This window comes from Polaromonas sp., assembly GCF_018780625.1.
In the GTDB taxonomy this organism is placed as follows: domain Bacteria; phylum Pseudomonadota; class Gammaproteobacteria; order Burkholderiales; family Burkholderiaceae_C; genus Polaromonas.
Genome location: NZ_JADMJK010000134.1, coordinates 1 through 1,629 on the forward strand (window position 1 = coordinate 1; position 1,629 = coordinate 1,629).

General features: G+C 65.9%; 1 protein-coding gene. It reads left to right on the top strand.

All coding sequences use genetic code 11. The annotated features are described in order from the left end of the window. Positions 1 to 197 precede the first annotated feature (197 nt). Positions 198 to 1,629, top strand: a 1,432-nt coding sequence (locus IV091_RS11915; RefSeq protein WP_293468941.1) for an efflux RND transporter permease subunit, incomplete at its 3' end; no start/stop codon positions are given.

Genomic DNA, 1,629 nt, shown 5'->3' on the forward strand with positions numbered 1-1,629 from the left:
GTTCGAGCTCGACCCCCGCTTTTTCGGGGCAGCACAGGTTGCCCGAAGCGCAGCGTAGGGACCCAGACTGCGGGTCGCCTTTTCTTTGGTTACTTTCTTTTGGCGAAGCAAAAGAAAGTGACTTGCCGCCGGGCAACCCCCGGCCAGCCCAACCTGGCAACGCCAGCCCAGCCCCGACAGGCAGCGGAACAGCAACCATGAACCTGTCCGAACCCTTCGTAAGAAGACCCGTCGCCACCGTCCTCCTCACCATAGGCCTGGCACTGGCCGGCATAGGCGCATTCTTCGTGCTGCCTGTCTCGCCCCTGCCGCAAGTGGACTTCCCCGCCATCTCGGTCAGCGCGTCGCTGCCCGGCGCCAGCCCCGCCACCATGGCCAGCAGCGTGGCTACACCGCTGGAGCGGCGGCTGGCCGTGATTGCGGGCGTCAATGAAATCACCTCCAACAGCGGCACCGGTTCGACCCGCATCAGCCTGCAGTTCGACCTGAACCGCAAGATCGACGCCGCCGCCAGGGAAGTGCAGGCCGCCATCAACGCCTCGCGCGCCGACCTGCCGGCCACGCTGCGCAGCAACCCGACTTACCGCAAGGCCAACCCGGCGGCAGCACCCGTCATCATCCTGGCGCTCACTTCCAGGACCCGCTCGCCGGGGCAGATCTATGACGAGGTGTCCAACCTCGTGCAGCAAAAAATTGCGCAGGTGCCGGGCGTCGGCGATGTGGAACTGGGCGGCGGCTCGCTGCCTGCCGTACGGGTCGAGATGAACCCGTTTGCGCTCAACCGCTACGGCGTCAGCATGGAGGACGTGCGCACCACCCTGCAGTCGGCCAACGCCAACCGGCCCCGCGGCGCGATTGAAGGCAACGGCCAGCGCCTGCAGATTTACGCAGGCGCCAACACCGCCACGGACGGGCGCCGCGCCGCCGATTACCAGGACCTGGTGGTGGCCTGGCGCAACGGGGCGGCGGTGCGGCTCGGCGATGTCGCGCAGGTTCTGGATGGCGTGGAAAACAACAACACGCTGGGGCTTTTTAACGGCCAGCCCGCCGTCATCGTGCTGGTCACGCGCCAGCCCGACGCCAACGTGATTGCCACGGTAGACGGCGTGCGCGCCCTGCTGCCCGAGCTGCAGGCCCAATTGCCCCCGGACGTCAAGCTGCAAGTGGCGTCAGACAGTACCAATTCGATACGCGCGTCGCTGCATGAAGTGGAAATCACGCTGCTCATTTCGACTGCGCTGGTGGTGCTGGTGGTCAGCGCTTTCCTGCGCAGCGCACGCGCCACCGTCATTCCGGCCGTGGCCACGGTGGTATCGCTGCTGGGCACTTTTTGTGTGATGTACCTGCTGGGGTTCAGCCTGAACAACCTGAGCCTGATGGCGCTCACGGTAGCGACCGGCTTCGTGGTGGACGACGCCATCGTGGTGCTGGAAAACACCAGCCGCCACATTGAAGCCGGCATGGACCGCTTCAAGGCGGCGCTGCTGGGCGCGCGCGAAGTCGGGTTCACGGTGCTGTCCATCAGCCTGTCGCTGGTCGCGGTGTTCATTCCGCTGCTGTTCATGGGCGGGCAGACCGGCCGGCTGTTCCGCGAATTCGCCGTCACGCTGTCGGCCGCCGTGCTGATTT